At 36.8% G+C, this 25,336-nt stretch carries 33 protein-coding genes; all 33 read left to right on the top strand.

Translation table 11 applies throughout. The features are described 5' to 3' along the window. The first annotated feature begins 14 nt into the window (after window positions 1-14). The 33 genes from rpsH to DW761_RS12240 all read left to right on the top strand — a co-directional run bounded on the left by rpsH (window position 15) and on the right by DW761_RS12240 (window position 25,269). A complete protein-coding gene (rpsH, locus tag DW761_RS12400) occupies window positions 15-410 on the top strand; it encodes a 30S ribosomal protein S8 (protein WP_117453489.1) in 396 nt (131 codons plus the stop codon). A gap of 26 nt (window positions 411-436) precedes the next feature. Beyond that, a complete protein-coding gene (rplF, locus tag DW761_RS12395; protein WP_117453399.1) occupies window positions 437-982 on the top strand; it encodes a 50S ribosomal protein L6 in 546 nt (181 codons plus the stop codon). A 21-nt stretch (window positions 983-1,003) separates the two neighbouring features. Next, a complete protein-coding gene (rplR, locus tag DW761_RS12390; protein ID WP_117453400.1) occupies window positions 1,004-1,360 on the top strand; it encodes a 50S ribosomal protein L18 in 357 nt (118 codons plus the stop codon). Window positions 1,361-1,372: 12 nt separating this feature from the next. Then, a complete protein-coding gene (rpsE, locus tag DW761_RS12385) occupies window positions 1,373-1,885 on the top strand; it encodes a 30S ribosomal protein S5 (RefSeq protein ID WP_117453401.1) in 513 nt (170 codons plus the stop codon). Between the two features lie 15 nt (window positions 1,886-1,900). Next, on the top strand, window positions 1,901-2,341 hold the full coding sequence (gene rplO / locus DW761_RS12380; RefSeq protein ID WP_117453402.1) for a 50S ribosomal protein L15: 441 nt from the start codon (window positions 1,901-1,903) through the stop codon (window positions 2,339-2,341). A 1-nt stretch (window position 2,342) separates the two neighbouring features. Continuing rightward, window positions 2,343-3,644, top strand: a complete 1,302-nt coding sequence (gene secY / locus DW761_RS12375) for a preprotein translocase subunit SecY (protein ID WP_117453403.1) — start codon at window positions 2,343-2,345, stop codon at window positions 3,642-3,644. A gap of 13 nt (window positions 3,645-3,657) precedes the next feature. Further along, the gene (locus DW761_RS12370; protein WP_117453404.1) at window positions 3,658-4,305 is read left to right on the top strand and encodes an adenylate kinase; all 648 of its coding nucleotides are present in this window, start codon (window positions 3,658-3,660) and stop codon (window positions 4,303-4,305) included. Then, window positions 4,306-5,079, top strand: coding sequence for a type I methionyl aminopeptidase (gene map / locus DW761_RS12365; protein ID WP_117518355.1), 774 nt, complete (start codon window positions 4,306-4,308; stop codon window positions 5,077-5,079). Further along, a complete protein-coding gene (gene infA / locus DW761_RS12360) occupies window positions 5,072-5,290 on the top strand; it encodes a translation initiation factor IF-1 (protein ID WP_117453406.1) in 219 nt (72 codons plus the stop codon). Before map ends, infA begins: the two co-directional genes overlap by 8 nt. A 24-nt stretch (window positions 5,291-5,314) precedes the next feature. Beyond that, complete coding sequence (gene rpmJ, locus DW761_RS12355) at window positions 5,315-5,431, top strand: 50S ribosomal protein L36 (RefSeq protein WP_008979808.1); 117 nt, start codon at window positions 5,315-5,317, stop codon at window positions 5,429-5,431. A 17-nt stretch (window positions 5,432-5,448) separates the two neighbouring features. Then, entirely contained in the window at window positions 5,449-5,814 is a 366-nt protein-coding gene (gene rpsM, locus DW761_RS12350) for a 30S ribosomal protein S13 (protein ID WP_117453407.1), read from the top strand. A gap of 21 nt (window positions 5,815-5,835) precedes the next feature. Next, entirely contained in the window at window positions 5,836-6,231 is a 396-nt protein-coding gene (rpsK, locus tag DW761_RS12345) for a 30S ribosomal protein S11 (protein WP_117453408.1), read from the top strand. Between the two features lie 32 nt (window positions 6,232-6,263). Beyond that, window positions 6,264-7,223, top strand: a complete 960-nt coding sequence (locus DW761_RS12340) for a DNA-directed RNA polymerase subunit alpha (protein WP_117453409.1) — start codon at window positions 6,264-6,266, stop codon at window positions 7,221-7,223. Between the two features lie 25 nt (window positions 7,224-7,248). Next, window positions 7,249-7,614: a 50S ribosomal protein L17 gene (gene rplQ / locus DW761_RS12335; protein WP_117453410.1), complete on the top strand. Its 366-nt coding sequence runs from the start codon at window positions 7,249-7,251 to the stop codon at window positions 7,612-7,614. A gap of 93 nt (window positions 7,615-7,707) precedes the next feature. Beyond that, window positions 7,708-8,865 (top strand): M15 family metallopeptidase, encoded by a 1,158-nt coding sequence (locus DW761_RS12330; protein ID WP_233513093.1) that lies wholly within the window; start codon window positions 7,708-7,710, stop codon window positions 8,863-8,865. A gap of 67 nt (window positions 8,866-8,932) precedes the next feature. Beyond that, window positions 8,933-9,910 (top strand): M15 family metallopeptidase, encoded by a 978-nt coding sequence (locus DW761_RS12325; RefSeq protein ID WP_117518354.1) that lies wholly within the window; start codon window positions 8,933-8,935, stop codon window positions 9,908-9,910. A gap of 1 nt (window position 9,911) precedes the next feature. Then, window positions 9,912-11,072 (top strand): CapA family protein, encoded by a 1,161-nt coding sequence (locus DW761_RS12320; protein ID WP_117518364.1) that lies wholly within the window; start codon window positions 9,912-9,914, stop codon window positions 11,070-11,072. Between the two features lie 9 nt (window positions 11,073-11,081). Next, complete coding sequence (locus DW761_RS12315) at window positions 11,082-11,660, top strand: O-methyltransferase (protein WP_117518353.1); 579 nt, start codon at window positions 11,082-11,084, stop codon at window positions 11,658-11,660. A gap of 79 nt (window positions 11,661-11,739) precedes the next feature. Then, window positions 11,740-12,495, top strand: a complete 756-nt coding sequence (locus DW761_RS12310) for a ribonuclease E inhibitor RraB (RefSeq protein ID WP_117518352.1) — start codon at window positions 11,740-11,742, stop codon at window positions 12,493-12,495. A gap of 220 nt (window positions 12,496-12,715) precedes the next feature. Continuing rightward, window positions 12,716-14,038: a hypothetical protein gene (locus DW761_RS12305; RefSeq protein WP_117453414.1), complete on the top strand. Its 1,323-nt coding sequence runs from the start codon at window positions 12,716-12,718 to the stop codon at window positions 14,036-14,038. Window positions 14,039-14,117: 79 nt separating this feature from the next. Further along, entirely contained in the window at window positions 14,118-14,837 is a 720-nt protein-coding gene (locus DW761_RS12300) for an ABC transporter ATP-binding protein (protein ID WP_117518351.1), read from the top strand. Next, window positions 14,834-15,574 carry an ABC transporter permease gene (locus tag DW761_RS12295; RefSeq protein ID WP_117518350.1) on the top strand — a complete coding sequence of 247 codons (741 nt, stop codon included), beginning with the start codon at window positions 14,834-14,836 and terminating at the stop codon, window positions 15,572-15,574. Before DW761_RS12300 ends, DW761_RS12295 begins: the two co-directional genes overlap by 4 nt. Window positions 15,575-15,584: 10 nt before the next feature. After that, on the top strand, window positions 15,585-16,427 hold the full coding sequence (locus tag DW761_RS12290; protein WP_117518349.1) for a MerR family transcriptional regulator: 843 nt from the start codon (window positions 15,585-15,587) through the stop codon (window positions 16,425-16,427). Window positions 16,428-16,604: 177 nt separating this feature from the next. Further along, complete coding sequence (locus DW761_RS12285; protein WP_117453418.1) at window positions 16,605-17,432, top strand: energy-coupling factor transporter ATPase; 828 nt, start codon at window positions 16,605-16,607, stop codon at window positions 17,430-17,432. Further along, window positions 17,408-18,268, top strand: a complete 861-nt coding sequence (locus DW761_RS12280; RefSeq protein ID WP_117518348.1) for an energy-coupling factor transporter ATPase — start codon at window positions 17,408-17,410, stop codon at window positions 18,266-18,268. Before DW761_RS12285 ends, DW761_RS12280 begins: the two co-directional genes overlap by 25 nt. Continuing rightward, window positions 18,261-19,061, top strand: a complete 801-nt coding sequence (locus tag DW761_RS12275) for an energy-coupling factor transporter transmembrane component T family protein (protein ID WP_117453420.1) — start codon at window positions 18,261-18,263, stop codon at window positions 19,059-19,061. Before DW761_RS12280 ends, DW761_RS12275 begins: the two co-directional genes overlap by 8 nt. Continuing rightward, window positions 19,055-19,813, top strand: coding sequence for a tRNA pseudouridine(38-40) synthase TruA (gene truA / locus DW761_RS12270; protein WP_117518363.1), 759 nt, complete (start codon window positions 19,055-19,057; stop codon window positions 19,811-19,813). The genes DW761_RS12275 and truA overlap by 7 nt, the downstream gene beginning before the upstream one ends. Before the next feature lie 67 nt (window positions 19,814-19,880). After that, a complete protein-coding gene (locus DW761_RS12265) occupies window positions 19,881-20,669 on the top strand; it encodes a histidinol-phosphatase (RefSeq protein ID WP_117518347.1) in 789 nt (262 codons plus the stop codon). 815 nt (window positions 20,670-21,484) lie between these two features. After that, window positions 21,485-21,922, top strand: coding sequence for a 50S ribosomal protein L13 (rplM, locus tag DW761_RS12260; protein WP_117453422.1), 438 nt, complete (start codon window positions 21,485-21,487; stop codon window positions 21,920-21,922). Window positions 21,923-21,934: 12 nt separating this feature from the next. Continuing rightward, the gene (gene rpsI / locus DW761_RS12255; protein WP_117453423.1) at window positions 21,935-22,339 is read left to right on the top strand and encodes a 30S ribosomal protein S9; all 405 of its coding nucleotides are present in this window, start codon (window positions 21,935-21,937) and stop codon (window positions 22,337-22,339) included. A 468-nt stretch (window positions 22,340-22,807) separates the two neighbouring features. Next, a complete protein-coding gene (locus tag DW761_RS12250; RefSeq protein WP_117518346.1) occupies window positions 22,808-23,011 on the top strand; it encodes a helix-turn-helix domain-containing protein in 204 nt (67 codons plus the stop codon). Beyond that, the gene (locus tag DW761_RS12245) at window positions 23,001-23,705 is read left to right on the top strand and encodes a response regulator transcription factor (RefSeq protein WP_117518345.1); all 705 of its coding nucleotides are present in this window, start codon (window positions 23,001-23,003) and stop codon (window positions 23,703-23,705) included. The genes DW761_RS12250 and DW761_RS12245 overlap by 11 nt, the downstream gene beginning before the upstream one ends. Continuing rightward, window positions 23,689-25,269 carry a sensor histidine kinase gene (locus DW761_RS12240; protein WP_117518344.1) on the top strand — a complete coding sequence of 527 codons (1,581 nt, stop codon included), beginning with the start codon at window positions 23,689-23,691 and terminating at the stop codon, window positions 25,267-25,269. Before DW761_RS12245 ends, DW761_RS12240 begins: the two co-directional genes overlap by 17 nt. Window positions 25,270-25,336 lie beyond the last annotated feature (67 nt).

Raw genomic sequence — 25,336 nt, 5'->3', positions numbered from 1 at the left:
GGAATACAGTCATGATGATAATGACAGATCCGATTGCAGATATGCTTACTAGAATTCGTAACGCAGTTCAAGCTCGTCACGAAACAGTAGAAATTCCTGCAAATAAAGAAAAGAAAGATATCGCAAAGATTTTAAAGAATGAAGGGTTCATCACAGATTACAGTGTTGATGGAGATACAAAGAAAACTATCACAATCACATTGAAATATGGACCAAATAACGAAAAAGTAATCAGTGGATTAAAGAGAATTTCTAAACCTGGTTTACGTGTTTATGCAAAAGTGGATAGCATCCCTCGTGTATTAAACGGATTAGGTATTGCAATTATCTCAACATCTCACGGTCTGATGACTGACAAAGAAGCTAAAGCTAAACATGTTGGCGGTGAAGTAATCGCCTACGTTTGGTAAGAGTGTAATTATACGGAGGTAAGAAAATGTCACGTATCGGTAATAAAGCGATTACCATTCCTGCAGGCGTTGAAGTAACAATCGCTGAAGGGAATGAGGTGACTGTTAAAGGTCCTAAAGGAACTTTAACTCGTCAATTTAACCCTAATCTGGGAATCCAGTTAGATGGGGAAGTATTAACAGTAACTCGTCCAAATGAGCAGAAACACACAAAACAGTTACATGGAACAACTCGTGCTTTGTTAAACAACATGGTAGAAGGTGTAACTAACGAATTCACAAAAGATTTGGAATTGGTTGGTATTGGTTTCCGTGCTGCTGTAAGTGGTAAAAAATTAACATTAAATGTTGGTTATTCTCACCCTATTGAATTTGAAATTGAAGAAGGATTAAAAGTTGAATGTCCTTCTGCAACTGATATCAAAGTAACAGGAATTGACAAACAACGTGTTGGTGAATTCGCTGCAAATGTACGTGCTGTAAGAAAACCAGAACCTTACAAAGGAAAAGGTATTCGCTATAAAGGCGAACATGTCCGTCGTAAGGAAGGTAAAACAGCAGGTAAGAAATAGTGGGAAAGGAGAAATTGAACAATGCTTAAGAAAGTATCTAGAAATGACGAACGTCTTCGTCGTCACGTACGTGTTCGTACCAAAATCAGTGGTACTCCTGAATGTCCCCGCCTGAACGTTTTCCGTTCAAATACGCACATTCATGCGCAGATCATTGACGACGTTAATGGAAAAACTTTAGTAGCTGCTAGCAGTGTTGATATGAAACTTGCTAACGGTGGTAATGTAGAAGCTGCAAAAACAGTTGGTGCTGAAATCGCTAAACGTGCTTTAGCAGCAAACATCACAAATGTTGTATTCGACCGTGGTGGATATGTATACACAGGTAGAGTAAAAGCATTAGCTGATGCGGCTAGAGAAGCCGGATTGAAATTTTAGGAGGTTATGCGAATGGAACGTAAACCAAGAAGAAATCGCGATGCTGAAAAAGAATTTGAAGAACGCGTTGTAACCATTAACCGTGTAACAAAAGTAGTAAAAGGTGGACGTCGTTTCCGTTTTGCTGCCTTAGTTGTTATCGGTGATAAAAAAGGCCGTGTAGGCTTTGGTACGGGAAAAGCAAACGAAGTTCCTGATGCTATCAAGAAAGCAATCGAAGATGCTAAGAAAAATGTCTTCACAGTGCCTATTGTTGGAACAACAATTCCTCATGAAATCACTGGTAGATATGGTGCTGGAGAAATCTTCCTTCGCCCTGCTTCTGAAGGTACCGGAGTTATCGCTGGTGGACCTGTTCGTGCAGTATTAGAACTTGCAGGTATCAACGATATTCTTTCTAAATGTTTAGGAAGCCGTACGCCAATTAACATGGTGCGTGCTACGATTGCAGCATTGAAAGATCTGAAAACGATCGAAGATATTGCTCGTCTCCGTGGTAAAAAACCAGAAGAAATTCGCGGTTAATAGGAGGAATTAAACATGAAATTACATGAAATGACTTATACAGAAGGTGCTAGAACAAGTAAGAAACGTATTGGACGTGGACACGGTTCTGGCAATGGTAAAACTGCTGGTAAAGGTAATAAAGGTCAGAACGCAAGATCAGGCGGAGGAGTTCGTTTAGGTTTTGAAGGTGGACAGACTACTTTAGCTAGACGTTTACCAAAGAGAGGATTCACAAACTTCAACCGTAAAGTATTCGCAATCGTAAATGTTGCTAGTCTGAACTGCTTTGAAGATGGTACAGAAGTAACTCCAGAATTGCTGATCGAAAGCGGATTAGTTAGAAAAGAATTAGATGGAATTAAGATTTTAGGTGAAGGTGAATTAGAAAAGAAATTAACTGTTAAAGCTAACAAATTCTCTAAATCAGCTTTAGCTACAATTGAGCAAGCAGGCGGAAAAGCAGAGGTCATCTAATATGTTTAGCACCTTAAAGGGCATGTTGAAGAATAAAGAGATTCGTAAAAGAATTCTCTTTACTCTTGCAATGTTATTTATCTTCCGTTTTGGAACTGCAATTACAGTTCCTGGCGTAGATACAAAAGAACTGGTTGCAGGATTGCAAGACAACTCCCTATTTGCTATGATTAACCTGCTTGGTGGTGGCGGTTTGGAACAACTTTCTATCTTTGCGTTAGGTGTTGGTCCATACATTACTGCTTCCATCATCATCCAGTTGCTTTCTATGGATGTTATTCCTGCTCTAACTGAATTATCTAAGGGTGGGGCAACTGGCAGAAAACAGATTGATAAATATACACGTTATCTAGCTGTTGTATTAGGGTTCTTCCAGGCATCAACTATGGTTTATGGCTTTTCAAAACAATATTCCACGTTGATTATAAATGGAAGCTCCATTTCCAGCATCTTATATATTGCTACAATATTAACTGCTGGTAGTATGTTCCTGTTATGGATCGGTGATAGAATATCAATGAAGGGAATCGGTAATGGTGTTTCCATGCTGATTGCAGCTGGTATTATCGCTCGTCTGCCTCATCAGTTCTCTAGTGCATGGCAGACAATGGTTGATACAAGCAGCAGTTCCGCTACATTTAACGGCATACTGATGTTTGCATTATATATCATTGCTTACCTATTCATTATTGTATTCGTTGTTTGGATGCAAACTGCTGAACGTAAGATTCCTATCCAATACACAAGTAGTACTGTTGCTGCAAGAAAGAAAGATATGACATATCTTCCTTTGAAAATCAATAGTGCAAGTGTTATTCCAGTAATCTTTGCTTCTGCAATTATGGTTGCACCTTTACAAATCATTCGTATGTTTACGGCAGCAGAATGGGTTAATACGGTTGAATATTTCTTAGGTATGAGAACTCCAGTGAGTTTGGTTATCTATGTGGTATTAACGATCGCATTCACATTCTTCTACACGCACTTACAGATTGATCCTGAAAAAATAGCTGAAAATCTTGGAAAAAGTGGAACTTATATTCCAGGAATTCGTCCAGGAACAGAAACAAAACAATATATTAATAAAGTATTAAATAGAATCACTGTGTTAGGATCAATTGGATTATCATTCGTCGCTGTATTACCACATGCGCTTCCATTAATTCCAGGATTAAATCTGCCATCCTCTATGGGTATTGGTGGTACTGGTATCATCATCGTTGTTGGTGTAGCTATGGAAACGGTAAAACAGATTGAAGGAAGATTAACACAAAAATCCTACAGTTCTTTCTTACAACGATAGAAGGTGAACTCGTATGAATATTCTGATTATGGGAGGACCTGGTGCTGGTAAAGGTACCATGTCATCCAAGATTGTTGAAAAATTCAACGTCAACCACATTTCTACAGGAGATATCTTCCGTAGTGAAATCAGTAATAAAACAGAACTAGGAAATTTAGCTCAAAGCTACATGGACAAAGGATTGTTAGTTCCTGATGAAGTTGTTAACAACATGGTAAAAAGTTATTTAGATAAACTGGAAGATAAGAAAAATGGTTTCTTATTGGACGGATATCCAAGAACTTTAGATCAGGCAAAAGCATTTGATGCTTTGAGTCAGGGAACAGATTTAGCAATTGACAAAGTCATTGCTATGGAAATTGATTTCAATGAACTTGCATCACGAGTTACAGGACGTCGTTTATGCAAGGAATGTGGTGAAATCTATCACATTACAAATCATCCATCTCAAGTAGAAGGTGTTTGTGATAAATGTGGTGGAGAATTGTATCAACGTAAAGACGATACAGAAGAAAGCCTGAAAGTTCGATTAGAAGAATACAGCTCTCAGACAGCTCCTGTCTTAGATTACTATGACGAAAAAGGAATTGTAGAACATATTGATGCTGGACAATCTATCGATAAAGTTTGGGCTGATGTATTAGCTGCTTTGGAGAAATAAATGATTCGTACAAAAGCAGATAATGAACTTGAGTACATGAGAGAAGCTGGAAAGATTGTAGCTTTGGCACATCAAGCAGTAAAAGATGCAATCAAAGCGGGAATCACAACAAAGCAGATTAATGAGATTGTGGAAAATGTAATTATGGAACATGATGCGTATCCATCATTCAAAAATCTGTATGGATTCCCGGCAGCTACATGTGTCTCTGTAAATAACGTTCTTGTACATGGTATCCCAGATGATACAGTATTACAGGACGGAGACATTGTTTCAGTAGATATCGGTGCCTGTTATCATGGGTACCATGGAGACTCAGCATGGACGTATGCTGTTGGTAATGTAAGCAAAGAAGTACAAACTCTATTGCACATTAGTGAAGAATCTTTGTATGAAGGTTTAAAACAAGCAAAAGCTGGGAATCATTTAACTGACATATCGCATGCAATTGGAGAATTCGTGTATAGCCATGGGTTTTCTGTTCCACGCGATTACGCAGGACATGGTATTGGAACTTCTGTCCATGAAGATCCGACAGTTCCAAATTTTGGCCCGGCAGGTCATGGTATTCTGTTAAAAGAAGGAATGACTCTTGCGATTGAACCAATGGTTCTTGCGGGCAGACCACAGACAAAAGTATTAGCGGACGGCTGGGGTGTCATCTCAAAAGATGGAAGCTTATCAGCTCATTATGAACATACGATTGTCATAACAAAAAACGGGTATGAAATACTCACAACATTAAATAAGGAGGAACGTCCAGATAATGGGTAAGCAAGATGTTATTGAAATTGACGGAGTTGTAAAAGATACTCTGCCAAATGCAATGTTTAAGGTGGAATTAGCAAACGGGCACGAAATATTGGCTCACGTTTCTGGTAAAATCCGTATGCACTACATCCGCATTTTACCAGGGGATCGTGTTACCGTAGAAATTTCACCATATGATTTAACACGTGGGCGTATCACATTCCGACACAAATAGTCGTGAATTGAAGGAGGAAAACGCATGAAAGTAAGACCATCTGTCAAACCAATATGCGATAAGTGCCGCATTATCAAACGTAAAGGCCGTGTCATGGTTATTTGCGAAAATCCAAAACACAAACAAAGACAAGGAAACTAATGGAGGTGTAATGTAAAATGGCTCGTATTGCAGGTGTTGACTTACCACGCGACAAGCGCGTCGTAGTGTCATTAACGTATATTTACGGAATCGGTCGCACAACAGCTGAACAGATTCTGGCAAAAACAGGTATCAGTGAAGATATCCGTGTAAAAGATTTAACTGAAGAACAAGTAAATGCAATTCGTAACGAAATTGATGGAATCAAAGTCGAAGGTGACTTGCGTCGTGAAACAGCATTAAACATCAAACGTTTAATGGAAATCGGATGCTACCGTGGAATTCGTCACAGAAAAGGTTTACCAGTTCGCGGTCAACGTACTAAAACAAATGCTCGTACGCGTAAAGGTCCAGTTCGTACCGTAGCAAACAAAAAGAAATAGGACGATAGGAGGAAGTAAAATATGGCAAAGAATGTAAAAGCCGGCGCTCGTAAACGTAAGGCACGTAAGAATATTGCGCGTGGATGTGCTCATATCCACTCAACATTTAACAATACCATCGTTACTATTACTGATGAAAATGGAAACGCTGTAGCATGGTCAAGTGCTGGAGCATTAGGATTCAAGGGTTCTCGTAAATCCACTCCTTTTGCTGCACAGATGGCTGGAGAAGCTGCAGGTAAAGCAGCAATAGAAAACGGTATGAAAACAATTTCTGTAAACGTAAAAGGTCCAGGACCTGGACGTGAAGCAGCTGTAAGAGCATTACAGGTAGCAGGACTTGAAATTACAATGATCAACGATGTAACTCCAATTCCTCACAACGGTTGTCGTCCACCAAAACGACCACGCGGTTAATCATTGACCTATAAACTTGAGGAGGTAAACGTATGCAAAAATTCGAACGTGCACATTTTGAAGTAAAAGAATATATTGATTCAGAACATTACGGTAAGTTTGTATTTGAGCCTCTGGAAAGAGGTTTTGGAACAACTATTGGGAATGCACTAAGACGTGTTTTGCTCTCCTCTTTACCAGGAGGCGCTGTATTTTCAATTAAAGTTGATGGTGTTTACCACGAATTTACTGCAATTCCTGGAATTGTAGAAGATGTAACGACAATCATTTTAAATATCAAAACCCTTGTTATGGAAATTCAGGATGATGAAATCTACACCCTGAGAATTTCCAAACAGGGACCTGGTGAAGTGACTGGCGCTGACATCATCTGTCCTGAAGGAGTAGAAATCTTAAGTAAAGACTTACACATTTGTACTCTTGAAGAAGGTGGAATGTTAGAAATGGAATTACAGGCTCGTATTGGTCGTGGATATGTGAATGCAGACACGAACAAACAACTGTACCAGACACCTAATCAGCCTTTAGGAGTAATTTATACTGACTCTATCTATACACCAATTGAAAAAGTAGCTTATAATGTTGAACCTACTCGTGTAGGTCAAAATGCAAACTACGATAAAGTAATTTTGGAGGTATGGACTGATGGTTCTATTTCTCCAGCAGAATCTTTAGCATTAGCTTCAAAAATCTTGATTGATCACTTAGAGTTATTAACAAGTGTTGATGAAGCAGTAAATGATATGGACTCTGTAATGAAAGAAGCACAGGGAGAAGTTCAGAATAAAGGACTTGTTATGATGATTGAAGACCTTGACTTATCCGTACGTTCATACAACTGTTTAAAACGTGCAGGTATTCAGACTGTTGAAGAACTGACACAGAAAACAGAAGATGAAATGATGCGAGTAAGAAACTTAGGAAAGAAATCATTGAAAGAAGTTAAAGATAAGATTTATGATTTAGGCTTAAGCTTCAAATCATATGAATAAGAATCGCTAAGGAGGTTAAATACCAATGTGGAATCGTAAATTAGGACGTAAAGCCGACCACCGTAAAGCATTGCTTCGTAACATGGCTACATCCGTAATCGCATATGGACAGATCGAAACAACTGAAATGAAGGCAAAAGAACTTCGTAGTGTTGTTGATGAACTGATTACATTAGCAAAACGTGGCGACTTGCACGCTCGTCGTCAGGCTGCAAAATTCGTTCGTGATGTTGTAGTTGATGAAGCTACAGGTCAGACAGCTTTACAGAAACTGTTTGATGAAATCGGACCTGCATACAAAGATCGTAACGGAGGATATACTAGAGTTGTTAAGACTAGAGTTCGCCGTGGTGACGCAGCTCCAATGGCAATCATTGAATTAGTAAAATAGTAATCAAAAGGTGTGTATAATGTAATGCACATCTTTTTTTATAGTTTTTCTTTTGAAATTATAGTATGATAGAAATGAAAGAGAGGTATGCGTATGAGAAAAAGATCAAAAAACAGAAAACTAAAGATCATGATTTGTTTACTTATTTTTCTTATCATCATTGCGATACTTGGAATTTATTTCTATTACGATTTTAGAAACAAAAAGATTTATGAAGAAATGAATATACAATTCATAGAAAATAAAGTAATTGAATACGGCGACAATGATGCAACCTCTAAAAAGCTAGTGAAAAATGTCAAGGGAGCTATACTAAAATATCCAGAAATCGATGTAATGAAAGTTGGTAAACAAAAACTTTTATATCAATTAGAAGATAACAAAATCACCAAAGAAATACAAACAGAAATAGAAATCAAAGACACAAAAAGACCAGAAATTATATTAAAGAAATCTAAAATCACACTTCCTTATGGAGCTGATTTTAATATGGCTTCTAATATCAAGCAAGTAAAAGATGTTGTCGATGGAAACATCCCATATAATGAAAATAAAGAAAAGAATAGTTATTGGTTTGAGGGAAATATTGATGCAGAGAAAGCTGGCACATATCCATGCAAAGTAATCGCTGTGGACAAAAATGGAAATAAGGCAGAGAAGTCTTTTGAAGTGATAATCGAAGAAAAACAAATCGATGAATACCCATCTAAACAGTCAAACAATAAACAACAAGAGCCAAATGAAACAAATCAACCATATTTTGTAAATGGAATTCTCGTTGTTAATAAACACCATGCCTTACCACGAGATTATGGTTATGGTAATGATGAAACTGCATATTCTGCACTGCTACAGCTTCAACAAGCTGCTGCAGATAATGGCTTTTCAATTCCATTAATAAGCGGCTATCGCTCATATGATTATCAATCTGATTTATATAATCAATATGTAGCACGTGATGGTGTAGAGGCCGCTGATCGCTATTCAGCACGTCCTGGTTATTCTGAACATCAAACAGGCTTAGCTTTCGATATAGGCAGTATTGACAACAATTATGGTTATACACCAGCAGGACAATGGCTGGCGCAAAATGCCCATACCTATGGATTTATCATTCGATATCCAGAAGGAAAAGAAAGTATCACAGGCTATATGTATGAACCATGGCACGTTCGTTATTTAGGAAAAGATGTGGCACAGCAGGTTTACGCAAGTGGTCTTACGTTGGAAGAATTTTTACAGATTAATTAAAAATTAATGATTTTGTAAAGAAAACCGCCAAATTATTGGTATAATAGTATTCGCGAGGTAAAATAAAATGAAAAAAAGAATGATTTATTTAAGTTGTGTTGCTTTATTACTAGGCGCTTGCAGCTCATCAGATAAAACAAAAGAATATGGTGTTACAGACACAAAATCATGTGACAATGCGTTGGTACTGGAAGCCAATAAAGATGATTTGATTAAAGATAAAGGAAGCATCTATTGTGCGGTAGATGAAAATCTATCACACTTAGATCAGGTAACTGCATTTGTGAAAGCAGGCTATCAGGCAGAACGTATTAATGAATTTCTGAAATTGTCCTATTATCAAGATAAATTAACCGATCGATATATTGCTTATGATGATCAGAAAAAATCTGTAGAAGATGTAGTAACATATGTAAACATAGGTTTGGATCAGCCATATTTCACAAATATGGATACTATCCAGGATACGAAAAATCCATTGATGCTGATTAACAAATATCATAAATTACCAGATGGCTATGAACCTGAGGATTTAACACCAACACCTAATGCATGTGTGATTGGCGAAGATTACTCTTGTCAAAGTGAACCACAATATTTGGTAAAAGAAGTCGCAGAAGCCTTTGAAAAACTGGTCAAAGCTGGTAAACAAGAAGGTATCAATATCAAAGCAATCGCAAGTTATCGCAGTTTTGCATATCAAAAAAATCTATATGATTATTATGCAAACACAGAAGGTAAGGATTACGCAGATCAATATTATGCAAGACCTGGGCAGAGTGAACATAACAGTGGGCTGGCAGTGGATGTAACACTAGATAATGAAAACTTCAATGAAATTGAAAAATCTCCACATTATCAATGGCTTTTAGATCATATCAATGCATATGGCTTTATCCTTCGTTATGAAGAGGATAAAGTTCCAGTTACTGGCTATAACTATGAGTCATGGCATTTACGTTATGTAGGAAAAGATGCCGCAGAGGAGATTACGAAACAAGGATTGACATTAGATGAATATATCGCAAGAAAAGCAGGTAAATAATATGAAAAAATTAATGATGATTTTAATGAGCCTGATGCTGGTTGCCTGTAGCACTCAGACATCAGCGCCTGAGAAAGAACCAGAGAAAAAAGATGAAGAAAAAACCAAAGTATCATTTATTGGAGTTGGGGACAACCTGATCCATGAAATGATTTATATACAGGCAGATAAAGCCGCAGGGAGTGAAAATGATGGAACATATGATTTTACTCCTATGTATGAACATGTAAAAAAAGATGTAGAGAATGCAGATATAGCCTATATTGATCAAGAGTCTATTATTGGTGGAGATGATTTAGGTATTTCCGGTTACCCTACCTTTAATTCTCCAGATCAGGTTGCTCGTGATGTTGCCGCAACTGGATTTGACTTAGTCAACACTGCAAACAATCATTGTCTGGATATGTATCAGGCAGGTATTGATCATTCAAGTAAAATCTGGTCTGAACAAAAAGGTATCGTAACAGCAGGAACATACACATCCAATGAAGATAGAAACAAAATCAGAGTAATCGAGCGAAAAGGCATAAAATTTTCATTTTTAGCTTATACATATGGAACCAATGGGATAGAACCACCACATGAGTACAGTGTAGCTTATTTTGATGAAGAACAAATAAAAAAAGATGTAGCTGCAGCGAAAAAAGTTAGCGATGTTGTAATCGTGTCTGCACACTGGGGTGATGAAAATGTAAGTGCTCCTACCGATTTCCAGAAAAAGTATGCGCAGCTATTCGCTGATTTAGGCGTTGATGTTGTCGTTGGTGAACATCCGCATGTCATACAGCCTGTAAACTGGGTAGATGGCAAAGATGGTAATCATACATTAGTAATTTATTCCCTGGGAAATTTTTTAAGTGGTATGCTGGATGTAAACAATGTTTTATCTGGAATGATCCGTTTCAATTTTGTGAAAGATAATAAAAGCGGAAAAATACAAATCGAAGATGTAAAATGGGAACCATTAATCACACACTATACAGGTGATGCAAAAGATATCTTAAACACACGAAAAGATTTTACAGTATATAAACTCAGTGATTATACAGATGAGCTAGCCGCTAAACATGGACTAAATGGTGTAGATGGGCAGAAAGTAACAATTCAGGACTTATATGATCGTACAAGTAAAATCATCAAAGATATTGAAATTATAAAGTAAGGTGTAAATATGACATTATTAGAAGAAATGGAACAATATGCATTAGAAAAAGATGTACCCATCATGCAACAGGAAGGTATCACATTCATGTGTTCATTCATAAAAGAACATCAATTAAAAAGTATCCTTGAGATTGGAAGTGCAATCGGATATTCTGCAATTCGTATGGCAATGTTAGATAAAAATATTCATATCACAACCATAGAACGAGATGAAGAACGATATCAAAAAGCAAAAGAGTATATCGCAAGAAGTGAATATAAAGATCAGATCACTTTATTGTATGGGGATGCCTTGGAAGCTAATATCCAAGGCAGTTATGATATGATTTTCATTGATGCCGCAAAAGCACAATACATTCGTTTCTTTGAACGTTATGAACCATTATTGATCCAGGGTGGATACATTATCACAGATAATCTTAAATTTCATGGCTTTGTGGAACATCCAGAAACGGCAACCAGTCGTAATCTGCGTCAGTTGGTAGGTAAAATATCAAGATTTATCAATTATCTGAAATCAAGAGATGATTTTGATACGACATTCCTTGAACAAGGGGATGGCATTGGAATCAGTAAAAAGAAATAACCGAAGATTTTTCTTCGGTTTTTATGTATCATTTTAAACTTTTTGTGATACAATAGAAGAAAAGAAAGTGGTGACCATAATGAAAAAAATACTACCGATTCTGGGTGTCGTGGCTGGAGCAGCTGCATTTGTTGCATACAAAATGAAAAAGGAAGAACAAAAGCAGATTATTGATTTAGATCAAGGCCTGTTAGAAGATGAAGAAGAAACATTAGAAGAAGGCCCAATCAGTGATCCTGCAAGCTGCTGTGAAAATGTCGTGGAAAAAGCAGAAGAAGTAAAAGAAAATGTAGAAGAAAAAGCAAAAAATTTAGAAGAACGTACAGAAGAATTGATGGAGGATGTAAGTGACAATATTGAAGAGCATGTAGAAGATGCCGCAAAAGCTTTTAAAATTCATATCGAAGATGCTGTAGACACTGCCCATGAAAAAGCAGAGGATGTAAAAGAAGCATTAAAAGAACCAAAAGATGATGTAGAAGAAGCAAAAGATGAACGTTATCCACATTTGAATGGTTCACAATTAGAAGAAATTCGTGCAAATGCTGATGCAGTTATCGAAGAATTAGAAAAAGATGGCGATGTGCATAATCATGAACGTCCTGTACAGCATAGAATCAATTTCACGAATATGGAAGATTTAGAAGGATTCAAAAATACAGTGATTAATAAAGGGTTCGTCATTACCAATGGCGATGAAGAATACCAATTAATGGTATTACACATAACGGCAATCAATAAAGAAAAACTATATGACAACATGTTCTATCTTGCTGATATTGCGGCAATGTATCATGGTGTTTATGAAGGATGGACAAGTAAAGTCGTTTATTAATTAGTTGAAGGATACTGAAAAGTATCCTTTTTCATAAAGGATGGCATTTATGAAAATCGCATGCCAATTTACAGATTAAAAAGTGTTAGATACATATATTCAAGAATTACAGGGCTAAATTCTTTCAATCCTGTAATTTTTTATTTTTATATTGAATATTCCTTTCTATTCATAATTCCGTTATAATATATAGTATTACAAGGATGAAAGAGGGAGCGGCATGTTTAAGAAGAATATGAATTATTTTACGATGTTTGCGACAGGTACATTTTTCTGTGTACTTGGTTTTTCTTTTATTTTTGATTCTATAGCTGTCTGGAACTGGTTATATACGACCTTTGTGATTGGTGTTGCGATCATAGGCATTATTCGTTTATGCAACTTGATAATCAACTTCCGTAAAGTAGACAGTCGCCTGCATCAAACAATCGATATTATCGCATGGATTATCGCTGTGGTAATTTCTTTAAGCTATCCACAGACATTCTTTATGATGCTGCCGCGTTTCGTAGGTGCCTGGATTTTATTACATGCGATTGTGAAAATTATTGTTATGTGGATAAAAAAACAAGATCATCTGCCAATTCCTGCCCACAGTGTTTTCTATTTACTTGGCGATTTGATTATGAGCTTTTTCCTGATCATTTCTCCAGTCAAACATGAAGAAGTAATCTCTATTTGTATGGGTGGATATTTCTTGATTTATGGAGGAAATGCCATATTAGATTTTATCCGTGAAATTTTGCCAAGCGGCAGTGGAGATAAACTGGATAATAAAATTCGTTTAAGCGTTCCTCCGGCAATGTCTGTCATTATTCCACCACATCTTATGCGAACATTATTAAATAAGGATAAAGAAGATCAAATCAAAGAACATTTTGATGCTATCAAAGAAGATATTCCTGTGGATATGGAAGTAATGATTCATCTGGCACCTAGTGGTCCTGCAATGATGGGACATGCGGATATGATTTATCGAGGATTGGTCATTAGTTATGGCTGTTACGATCCTAATAATCGTCATTTATTTGGCACAATGGGGGATGGCGTAGTCATTATCGCGCCCAAAGATACCTATTTGCATAATTGTTTAGAAAATGAAAACAAAATCCTAATTAGTTTTGGAATCGCATTAACCAAAATACAAAAAGAAAAATTAAACGAGCGCCTTTTAGAAGTATTCTCTACATTCTATGACTTCCACAGCGATGAAGAATTAAAACGCATGGGCATGCCTTATAAAGGAGAGTGTGATGATTATCTGAGCCGCGTGACCAGAACCTCTCCAGATGCCAAATTTTACAAAATCAAATCAGGAAAGCTAAAAACATTCTTCGTAGTTTCCAGCAACTGTGTGTATTTCTTATCCAATATATTAAAAGTGATTGGTCTGCATCTGGTGGATCTCAGTGGCATTATTTCACCTGGCGCATATTATGACTTCTTAAACAATGAATTTAAAAGTAATAAAGGCTTTGTCGTTTCTAGAAAATTATATCGTAAAAAAGATGCAGTTTTATTTGAATCAAAAGATGAAAAATAACTTCATCTTTTTCTTTTTACAAACACTTGACTCTCCCCTTACAGGAGGCTGTAATCTGTAACTGTAAGGAGAAATAATTATGAAAAATGTGATAGAAGTACATGACTTAACAAAACAATACCAGAATCGTATTGTCGTAGACCATCTTTCTTTTGAGGTAAAACAAGGCGAGGTTTATGGAATCTTAGGACATAATGGAGCTGGAAAAACCACAACCATTGAATGTATACTGGGATTACATCGTCCAGAAAAAGGAAATGCCACAATATTTGGAAAGAATGCCTGTCAGCATCGAAAACAGCTATTTGAACGAATTGGTGTACAATTACAATCCTCATCTTATCAAAACAATATCAAAGTACAGGAGGTATGTGAAGAAACAGCAGCTTTATATAAGCGACCACAAGATTATCGTGCATTATTAGACCAGTTTCATCTTTCCTCATATGACAATCAGTTTGTGGAAAAGCTGTCTGGAGGAGAACGTCAAAAACTATCCATTGTGATTGCTTTAATACCAGATCCACAAGTATTGTTTTTAGATGAATTAACAACAGGTCTGGATGTAGAAGCAAGACGTGAAGTATGGGAAACTTTAAAAACATTGAAGCAACAAGGAATGACAATGATATTAACAACTCATTATATGGAAGAAGCACAATATCTTTGTGATCGTGTTTTATTATTAGCACATGGAAAAATGGTGAAAGAAGGAACTGTTGATACAATTATACAAGATAGTGGAAAGCCTAATCTGGAAGAAGCTTATCTATATTATATGAAGGAGGAATCAAAATGAAACGTTTTATGACACTTTTGAAAATTGAAGGAAAATTAGGCTTTCGCTGCCCGGATCCTATCTTCTTTGGCATCATCATGCCAGTAGGGATTTTCTTTCTGATTGCCTGGATAGCCGGCGATAAACAAGTACAAACTGGGAATTATACTTTTTTAGACAGTGTTTTTTCATCAATTTTGACGATAGGCATATGCGCTACAGCGTTTATGGGACTTCCAACTGTACTATCAGATTATCGCGATAAAAAAATCTTAAAGCATTTCTTTGTGACGCCTATCAGTCCGAAACTTTTATTATTAGCACAAGCATTATTATCCGCATTGACAGCAATCATTTCTGCCTGTATCATAACTATATGTGCTATTATATTTTTCCATTATCGAATGGAAGGCAATATCCTGTTATTCATCCTTGCATATCTTGTTGTTTTATTCAGCATGTACAGTATTGGATTATTGATTTCAGCATTATCGCCAAACATAAAAACAACCAATGTATTATGCAGTATTGTTTATTTTCCTATGCTGTTTCTATCTGGCGCAAGTATCCCTTATGAAATCTTTCCATCCATCCTGCAAAAGATATCTAATGTACTGCCATTAACACACGGAATCAAAATATTAAAAGCGATTGCTTTTGATACCATAACCACACAAACCATCTATTCTATATGTTTTATAATGATATTAACTGTGATATCATTGGTTTTAGCTGTCAAACACTTCCGTTGGGAATAAGGAGGCCTTTATGAGTATTCAAAAAAAATGTATCCAAAAAGAACCACCACAGTATTATCGCATTGGCGTATTTGCGCAAATGAATCGTGTCACCATTAAAACCCTTCGACACTATGATGAAATAGGCTTATTAAAACCAGAATTTGTAGATGATACGAATGGATATCGCTATTATACATCAAAGCAGCTGCCTCATTTACATCAGATCATTGCACTCAAGGATATAGGATTTTCATTAGAAGAAATTCATGCTATCCTGCAAGGAGGAAATGAGCAGCTGTATCTTCAGAAAAAGAAACATGAGCTGTTGAAAGAAATCAGTCATATGACAGATCGTATTGCCAGTATCGAAAGCTATCTGATGAAGGAAGATACAAGGAAACCTGCCCATGTGGTCTTGAAACCGCTGCCTGCTGTAACCATAGCTTATATGTCTGTACGATTATCCGGCTATGCGCAGCTATTTGACTTTATGCCCGCAATGGGAGTAGAAATGGAGAACGCAGAATGTGAATGTGTAGAGCCTGATTATTGTTTTACCATGTATTGTGATGAAGGATATAAGGAAAATGATATACAGGTAGAAATCTGTCAGGCAGTCGTGGAAGAAAAGCCAAGCCATGGGGATTTAAAATTTAAACAGCTGCCACCAGTAGAAATGGCTGCCTGTGTGCTGCATAAAGGACCATATGAAACCCTGCCACAATCCTATGAAGCAATCGTTCGCTATATTGAAGAAAATGGTTATGAAATCATTGGATACCAAAGAGAATCCTATATTGATGGGATATGGAATAAAGATGATCCATCTCTATGGCTCACAGAGATACAATTTCCCATAAGAAAGCGATAAGTAAGATATAAGGAATGAATAAGTTCCTTATATTTTTTTGATATAATGTATTGGTAACGCTATCATGACAGCTGTGATGACAATTTAAGAAAACGCCTGATTTTAAAGGGGGCTGTTTGTTGTTTTCCACCATGTTTCGTTGTATAATAAAAAAGCTATTACGTTGAGGTGATCAATATGGATAAAATACGCGTAGAAGATTTAACATTCTCTTATGATGGAGAAAGAAATGCAGTCAACCATGTATCTTTTTCAGTTGAAGATGGAAGCTATACAACGATTATCGGCCATAACGGAAGTGGAAAATCCACGATTGCAAAGCTGCTGATTGGTTTATTAGAAAAAGAAAGCGGCAATATATATGTAGATGATCAGGCATTAACTGAAGAAAATATTTATGATATCCGTGATAAAATCGGTATCGTATTTCAAAATCCGGATAACCAGTTTATTGGCGCAACCGTGGCAGATGATATTGCGTTCGGTTTAGAAAATCATCAGGTAGAAACAAGTAAGATGCAGCCAATTATTGAACGTTTTGCGCAAAAGGTAAACATGAGTGCTTATATGAACAGTGAACCTACCAAACTATCTGGCGGACAGAAACAGCGTGTCGCAATCGCTGGTGTGCTGGCAATGTCACCTCAAATCATTATTTTTGATGAATCCACAAGTATGCTGGATCCTCAAGGAAAGGCTGAAATTAATGAACTGATTCAGGAAATTCATAAAGAAAGCAAAATGACAATTATATCTATTACACATGATATAGAAGAAGTTGCACATAGTGATGATGTCATTGTCATGGATGATGGTAGAATTGTCATGCATGGAAAACCCGAAGAAATCTTATTACAGGAAGAAAAACTGATTGATTTAAAATTAGATATTCCTTTTTCATTAAAGTTCACAAAAGCATTACAGAAACAAGGCATAGAAATTGAGGCCTGTACAACAATGGAAAGGTTGGTGGATGAAGTATGCCGATTACATTTCGACAAGTAGAACATACCTATCAAGCCGATTCACCATTCTCATATGCGGCATTAAAAGGTATAGATTTAGATATTCAGGAAGGAAAAGTCACTGCCATTATCGGAGAAACAGGCAGTGGAAAAAGTACACTGGTACAGCATTTAAACGCCTTATTGCTGCCAACGGGTGGAGAAATTGAGATATTAGATAAGAAAATTATCGCCAAAGAGAAACCTAAAAATCTAAAGGCCTTAAGAAAACAGGTGGGATTGGTTTTTCAATTTCCAGAATACCAGTTATTTGAAGAAACTATCGCAAGAGATATCAGCTTTGGACCAAAAAACTTTGGTGTCAGTGAAGAAGAAGCATTGCAAAGAACAAAAGATGTATTAAAAGTTGTTGGCTTAGATGAAAGCTATATGGAAAAAAGCCCATTTGATTTATCAGGAGGGCAAAAACGAAGAATCGCAATTGCCGGTATTTTGGCGATGGATCCAAGTGTCCTTGTATTAGATGAACCAACAGCTGGACTAGACCCACAAGGCGCAAAAGATATGATGCAGCTGTTTCAGGATATGAATACCAAATATCATAAAACAGTATTAATCGTAACACACGATATGGAGCATGTATTAAACTATTGTGACCGTGTGGTAGTCGTAAAAGATGGATATATCAAAAAACATTGTGATGTACAAGCGTTCTTTGAAAATATAAATTTATTAAAAGAGTTAAGAATCAACCCACCGGCAGTGATTCGTTTACGTGAAGAACTGCGTGCCAAAGGCTTTCAAATCGATTCATCCATTCTGGATATCGAAGCATTAGCTGAAGCGGTGGCAAAGGAGGTGAAGGCTCGTGGATAATATCGCATTAGGAAGATACCTTCCCTTAGATTCTATCATTCATAAGATGGATCCCCGTGCCAAAATCATGGCGATGCTGTTTGTGATGATTGCCATCTTTATTGATGCTGGATATATCGGTTATGCGATCATTGGGGCAGTTGTCATTGCCATTGCGCTTATGGGAAAATTAAAGTTAAGCTTTTTGTGGAGAAGTATGAAACCAATGTTATTCATGCTGGTATTCTTGTTAATCATCAACTTGTTGGTGATCAAGGATGGAAGTATTCTGTTTTCCATTGGCAGCTTTCATATATATAGTGGTGCCTTGTCCCAGACATTATATATCGTTATTCGTCTGGCATTGATGATTATGGTTACCACGATTTTAACAGCAACAACCAAGCCTTTACAGCTTACCTTGGGAATCGAAGACCTGTTAAAACCATTTCAGGTTATTCATGTACCTGCGCATCAAATCGCTATGATGATATCCATTGCATTACGTTTTATTCCAACTTTGATAGAAGAAACACAGCGAATCATGAAAGCCCAGGCAAGTCGTGGTGTAGATATCGAAGAAGGAAAATTAATGGAAAAAATTCGTGCAATCCTTTCCCTGATCGTACCATTGTTTGTTTCTGCATTCCAAAGAGCTGAAGATTTAGCGTATGCCATGGAAGCACGTGGCTATATACCAGATCGTGAAAGAACCAGATACCAGCAGTTGAAGATGTATGCGAAGGATTATATCCTGTTATGCGGCAGCGTGGTAATTCTGGCAGTTATGATTACTTTAAATATTCTATTATGAGATATCAGGCAATTGTAAGTTATGATGGCTTCGCTTATGGAGGCTGGCAGAAACAAACCAATACCAATGCGATACAGGAAGAAATAGAAAATGTGTTATTAAAAATCAACGGTTATGATACACCAATTATCGCCAGTGGCAGAACAGATGCGAAAGTACATGCAAAAGGCCAGGTGTTTCACTTTGACAGTGATCGTATATTGGATGATTTCCATTTTACCAGAGCAATGAATTCATTATTGCCATCAGATATCCGTATACAACATGTATATCAGACATCAGATGACTTTCACGCGCGTTTTGACGCCTTTGGAAAGCGATATGACTATTTGGTAACCAATGATATCAAAAATCCTTTTTACGAGCGCTACATGGGGAAAGAATGGAAAACACTGGATATATCCATGATGCAGGAATGTGCACAGGTATTTTTGGGAGAACACGATTTCACAAGCTTTACCAGCAATAAAATCGACCCTAGAAAACCAAGAGTCAAGACCATACGAAAGCTGGAAGTCATTGCCCATCAAGACCATATCCAGATGATTTTTATAGGTACAGGTTTCTTGCGTTATATGGTACGCATGATTGCACAGACTCTCATTGAAGCCGGAAAACACAGAATCACAAAACAACAGATACAGGACATGCTGAACGCCAAAGATAAACATGCCTGTCGATATAAAGCAGACCCACAGGGATTATACTTAATAGAAGTATTTTATAATGAAGAGGACTATCTGAAAGGATAGTTTTTTTCTAATGATTCTGCGTTTTTGTGATATAATAATAGCCGATAAGAAGGAATAAGGTGAGATTATGCGAAAGACAAATTATCATATGCATACCAAACGCTGTATGCATGCTTCTGGTAGTGATGAAGAATATGTATTAGCAGCCATTGAGGGAGGATATGAAGAAATTGGATTTTCTGATCATTGCCCATGGAAATATGATTCAGATTTTGTGGCACATATGCGTATGCCATTATCCCAGTTTGATGATTATTATCAATCCATTGCGGCATTGAGAGATAAATATAAAGATCAAATTAGTATTAAAATCGGATTGGAATGTGAATATTTTCCTAAGTATATGAAATGGTTAGAAGAATTTAAAGAAGCAAAAGGCTTAGATTATATTATATTTGGAAATCATTATTATAAGACTGATGAAAAGCGTATATATTTTGGCACGGAATGTGAATATGATCATATGTTGAAAGCCTATATTGATGAAGCAATTCAGGGAATGGAAACAGGATTATATGCATATCTTGCACACCCGGATTTATTTATGCATGGTAGACGTAAGTTCGATGAGCTTGCGGAAAAGAAAAGTGTGCGATTATGTGAGGCAGCAAAACATTTGCATATTCCTTTAGAATATAATCTGAATGGGGCATTATATAATGATGTGATGAATGTGACACATTATCCACATCCTAAATTTTGGGAAATTGCTGCACATGTTGGAAATGATGTAATCATTGGTGTTGATGCACATGAACCTAAAGCGATGATGAATGATCGATACAGAGATGAAGCGATTGCTTATTTAACATCTTTGGATATGAATATTATCGATAAGCTGCCAGAAAAACATTAATTTTGTTTTTCACATACTTCTACATATTTTCTACAAAATTCTCTTATAACGCTAGTTTATACTATAGTCAGCAAGTGAGATAAGGTACTTGCTAAAATATGATAATTTCCCCTCAAAAATTATTTCATATTTTCTCCCTTTCAAAAACATAATAATTTTAAGCAAAAGAAGCATACTTCCCTCAATGCTTCTTTTGTTTTATCTATGTGCTTTTTCTTATCACATATTTCAAATGTAATTGTATTTGCATTCAACATAATCTAACATAATTTCTACAAACTTATACGCAAAGTATTTGTTATACTATAGTCAGCAAGTGAGGTAAAGCCACTTGCAGGTATGATAATTTCCCCTCAAAAAATTCATACTTTTCTCCCTTTCAAAAAATAAATTATAATAGAACAAAAGAAGCACTCACCCCTCAGGTGCTTCTTTTGTTTATGTTAAAAAGGTATTCACATAATTGTCTGAATAAGTTAGTTAACAACAACATAATCTAACATAATTCCTACAAACTTGTACGTAAAGTATTTGTTATACTATAGTCAGCAAGTGAGGTAAAGCCACTTGCGGTATGATAATTTCCCCTCAAAAAATTCATACTTTCTCCCTTTTTAAAACTATAATTTACAGAAGAAGCGCTATTCCCTCGGCGCTTCTTTTGTATATATACATAGAATTCACAAAAAAACATGAATTTATTGAAAAAACTGAAAGTTTTAGTTGACTTCTTGCCAATTTAAATATAAACTATTAAATAGGCACTTATGCCTTTGTAGCCCCGGAAACTACATAGGAAAGGAAGTTTAAAGAACATGCGCCAAACAACATTTGCAAAACCTGCTGAAGTAGAACGTACTTGGTACGTTGTAGACGGAACAGGAAAGACTTTAGGTCGTTTAGCTACTGAAGTAGCATCTGTGTTAAGAGGAAAAAACAAACCTACTTACACACCAAACGTTGACTGTGGAGATTTCGTTATCGTTATCAACGCTGACAAAATCGAATTAACAGGAAACAAACTTGATACTAAAAAATACTACAACCACTCTGGTTACGCTGGAGGACTTCGTACACGTACTGCACGTACAATGAAGGAAAACTATACTGTTGAATGGGTTGAAAAAGCTATTTACGGTATGTTGCCTCACACTAAATTAGGTGACGTAATGCGTAAACACTTATTTGTTTACACAGGTAATGAACATCCACATGCAGCTCAGAAACCAGTTGAGCTGGAAATCAAAGGTTAGGAGGAATAAGAAATGGCAGCTAAGAAAAATACAGTAACTTACAATGGTACAGGACGCCGTAAAACTTCTGTTGCTCGTGTCTTTATGACTCCGGGTAAAGGTAACATCGTTGTTAATGGTAAAACATTAGAAGAATACTTACCTTTAGAAACTTTACGTATGGTTGTTCGTTCACCATTAGAATTAACAGAAACTTTAGATCAGTTTGATATCAAAATCAACGTTCAAGGTGGAGGATACACAGGTCAGGCAGGAGCTATGCGCCATGGTATCACTCGTGCTTTAATGGAAGCTAGTGCAGACTATCGTCCTGCATTAAAAGCAGCTGGATTCGTAACACGTGACTCTCGTATGAAAGAACGTAAGAAATACGGATTAAAAGCAGCACGTCGTGCTCCACAGTTCTCTAAGAGATAGTTATTATTGTTTCTTAAGAGAGCAAAAGAAAACTACAAAAACGAGAAAAAGCCTTTATTTAATGGCTTTTTTTCATATTCAGTGATTTTATGAATTTTTATAAAAAGTGGGAGAAGTGCTATAAAATTTGGAAAAAGTGGCTCAGTTGGTGGAAAATAAGCAGCAAATAAGCAACAATTTGGCGTAAAATCTGGCGTAATTTTTGGCGTAAAGTTGACGTAAAATTTCAATTCCTCGCTGACATTGTTTTATCCGTGCGATAGAATGATTGTGTAGAAAGCATAAAGGTGTGAAATTTGTAGAGGGTATTTTTAATAGATAGGATTGGTGAAAAAATATCTGAAATAGAAAAAGTGGCTGTAAAGTGCTGTGTAATCCCCTATATATAAAGCGATAGTTTTTTATTAGCATCTTGCATACTTCGGAGAAACGAAGTATAATATAACATTATTATGCAGGAGGTGCGATATGGATTACATTACCACGAAAGAAGCCGCCGCTAAGTGGGGCATATCAGATAGACGGATTTTACAGTATTGTAACAGTAATCGAATTGAGGGCGCAGTCAAAATGGGCAATACTTGGCTGATACCCAAAGTGGCTGGCAAGCCTGTTGACAGACGAAGAAAAATACAGGCTGACGGCAAAGAGGTGAAGCTATATGAATCGTAAAATTCTGGTAGCTGAAGATGACGCCGATATTCTGAATCTGTTGAAAATTTACTTGGAAAGCAGTGGATTTCAGGTTTTGACAGCACAGAACGGCGAAGTTGCTTGGCAGCTACTCCAAGCTGAGAAGATTGACCTTGCTGTTTTAGATATTATGATGCCGAAAATGGACGGCTTTGCCCTTACCCAAAAAATTCGTAGCGAGTATAATATGCCTATTTTGTTGCTTACTGCAAAAACAGAGGATACGGATAAGATTTTAGGACTGAATCTCGGGGCAGACGATTATATGACAAAACCGTTTAATCCGCTGGAGGTTGTTGCAAGGGTAAATGCAAATCTCCGCAGATTTTATCAGTTGAATCCTGCGTCGTCGGAAGAACCCGTTTCTTCGGTTATCACGCTGGGAGAACTTGCATTGGATACAGAAAAATGGATTTTACGAAAAAACGGGACAGAAATTATTTTAACGCCGAACGAATACAAGCTCCTTGCATATTTAATGCAATCTCCTGGGCGTGTTTACACAAAGTCACAGCTTTGTATGGCAATAAACGGCGAGTATTATGATAATTATGAAAATGCAATGATGGTACATATCTCTCATCTGCGTGAGAAAATCGAGGAAGACCCAAAAGCTCCCCGTTATATCAAAAATGTAAGAGGGGTGGGATATAAGATTGAAAAAATCGAATAAGCGTGGCAGTGTTTTTACGCTTCTGCTTAAAAATTATATTTTACTTACGCTGATTTTGCTGCTGTTTTTGACAGGTTTGTTTATCGGTTTGCTGCAAAAAATGAATGGTATTGTAGCAGGAATTGAACCGTCACAGATTTTAGAATACAATGAAGTTTTAGAGCAAGAGCGGTTTAATGACTTTCCTATAAAACAGATATTAGGTATAAAAGGCGGAATTCTTATCGTTGATGATCAGTATCAGCCAATTTATCAAAATGGTAAGGCTCTGCCTGTAACGAGCTTTGATAAAAATGATATTGCCTGCATTTCTGAATACAGCCTTGCGCCTGAAATTATAAGCAAAGAAATGATTACAGCCGACGGACAGCGGCAGGTATCCATATCTATTTTGGAAAAGCATGAGGGTAAGGATATTTTCAGAATATATATTTTAGATAAAGATAATACCATTCTTTATCAGCCAGGCGATTTGCCGATGGATACGCTTACTGCAAAACAAGTTCGTTTGCTCTCCGACAGTTTTACTCCCGAATATAGCATTAAAAAGCATTCTTTCGTAACTACGGACGGCAAGACATATACAATGCTATTATTTGGCAACCCTGCACGCCCTGAAACGGCAGAAGCGCTTGAGCGTTCCGTTTATGACTTTATTTTGTTATGCCTTTTGGTCTATTGTCTGATTATATTTGTATTTGTTATCTTTCTGAAAAAGAAAATAAGCAAGCCGTTAAAGCTACTGTGTTCAGAACTGAATCATTTAGAAAACGGAGAAAGTCAGCATACTTCTTACAGAGGTCCAAAAGAGTTTGTGGAAATCTTTGACAGCTTTCATTCTCTTTCCGAACGGCTGCACCAAAGCGAACAAGAACGGCAGAAATTAGAACTGGGACGGCAGAAAATGCTTGCTGATATTTCCCACGATTTAAGGACACCTATTTCGGTCATTCAAGGATATTCCAAAGCTTTGCACGATGGTGTGATTCCTCACAAACAGCAATCGCAGTATTTAGAAATTATTGAGCAAAAAGCGGGCAATCTCAATGAATTGATTAATACCTTTTACGAGTATAGCAAAATGGAGCATCCTGATTATGTGCTTAATTTAGTCTCGGAGGACATCTGCAATACGCTTCGTGACTATGTAGCGGACAGATATGCCGAGCTGGAATTGGCAGGATTTTCAGTCAAGGTTGATATACCTGAAACACATATTATGTGCGGTATTGACACCGCAGCATTTCGGCGTGCCCTTGATAATATCGTAAATAACTGTATCAAGCACAATCAGAAAGGCACGACATTTTCTGTGTGTCTTACGCCGTATGAAAAGCAAGTTTGCATTATTTTATCCGATAATGGCGCAGGCATACCGGCAGAATTGCGTGATACAATTTTTGCACCGTTTGTAGTAGGTGAAGCTTCACGCAGTAATTACGGTTCAGGCTTGGGACTTTCTATCGCAAAGAAAATTATTGAAGCGCATAACGGAAACATTACGCTTTTAGAGAGAGAATTGGCAGACGGCACTGCTTTTGAAATTACATTACCTATTGTATAGTAATGCGAAAATTCGCTAAATCAGCGGATTTTTTTGTTTCTTAAGAAATCTTAAGAGTACTCACAAT

Origin of the sequence: Absiella sp. AM29-15, assembly GCF_003434225.1 — a bacterium.
GTDB lineage: Bacteria > Bacillota_I > Bacilli_A > Erysipelotrichales > Erysipelotrichaceae > Hoskinsella > Hoskinsella hominis.
This window is presented reverse-complemented; position numbering and strand designations above follow the sequence as displayed.